Source organism: Cellvibrio sp. ARAG 10.3 (assembly GCF_051846955.1).
Taxonomy (GTDB): domain Bacteria; phylum Pseudomonadota; class Gammaproteobacteria; order Pseudomonadales; family Cellvibrionaceae; genus Cellvibrio.
Genome location: NZ_JBPYCU010000075.1, coordinates 1 through 708 on the forward strand (window position 1 = coordinate 1; position 708 = coordinate 708).

Genomic DNA, 708 nt, shown 5'->3' on the forward strand with positions numbered 1-708 from the left:
TGGGTTGTATTACCCGCATTCAAACGCGACCGGATGGTTCGCGTTATGTATGGTTCTGGGCAATACGCGAAGGCGGTCTGACGGAATGCATGGCGGACGAAAGTGCGTATGTGCGTGAGTTTCCGGACCGGGCCGTTAACGTGTCGTCAATTGCAATGGGAGGATCAGCACCATGATATTTCAAGCACCGGAATTGGATTATTACGAACAATTCCTGCCTTCAAAACTGAATTTTTCCGTGACTCTGTCGCGCGAGGAAGCGGCTGTTGTACTGAAGGCGTATGACCACGGCATTAGCTCGTTGAAACCAGAAGAAGTACCTTTACTTGACAAGGTACTGGCGGAGCTGAAGCACGGTATCCATCCCTGAAATGCAGGAGGATTTATGATTGAGAGTTGGTATACGAGCTGCTCGCGCGCACTTCGTTACCTATTTTGTTTTTGTCGGTGATTATACTGCCCGTAACGTCCTTCTCCTCGCTATGGGTAAGGATGGTTGGACTGTCAATGTTGTCTCTGTTGACGTCATCTCGACAAAAAATAACCCGTTGAATGTCACGTGCGTCTATCCGGGGAAAGCGGGCATTCATCCACAGTAGACCAATACAGTGGTTTTGACCGTATTGCCTCGCAAGAGGCAATACCCCCAAACCCACTTCACGGTGGCAACTACCTTTAGTTGCACCTTGAACGCGGTACGTGCGCCTG

Annotated in this window: 2 protein-coding genes; one reads left to right on the top strand and one right to left on the bottom strand. The window is 50.0% G+C overall.

Features of this window, described 5'->3' with window-relative positions; translation table 11 throughout:
* Window positions 1–172: 172 nt before the first annotated feature.
* Window positions 173–370: a hypothetical protein gene (locus ACSV5M_RS21860; RefSeq protein WP_439178971.1), complete on the top strand. Its 198-nt coding sequence runs from the start codon at window positions 173–175 to the stop codon at window positions 368–370.
* A gap of 13 nt (window positions 371–383) precedes the next feature.
* Here ACSV5M_RS21860 and ACSV5M_RS21865 read toward each other — a convergent pair.
* Window positions 384–708, bottom strand: a 325-nt coding sequence (locus ACSV5M_RS21865; RefSeq protein WP_439178972.1) for a hypothetical protein, incomplete at its 5' end; no start/stop codon positions are given.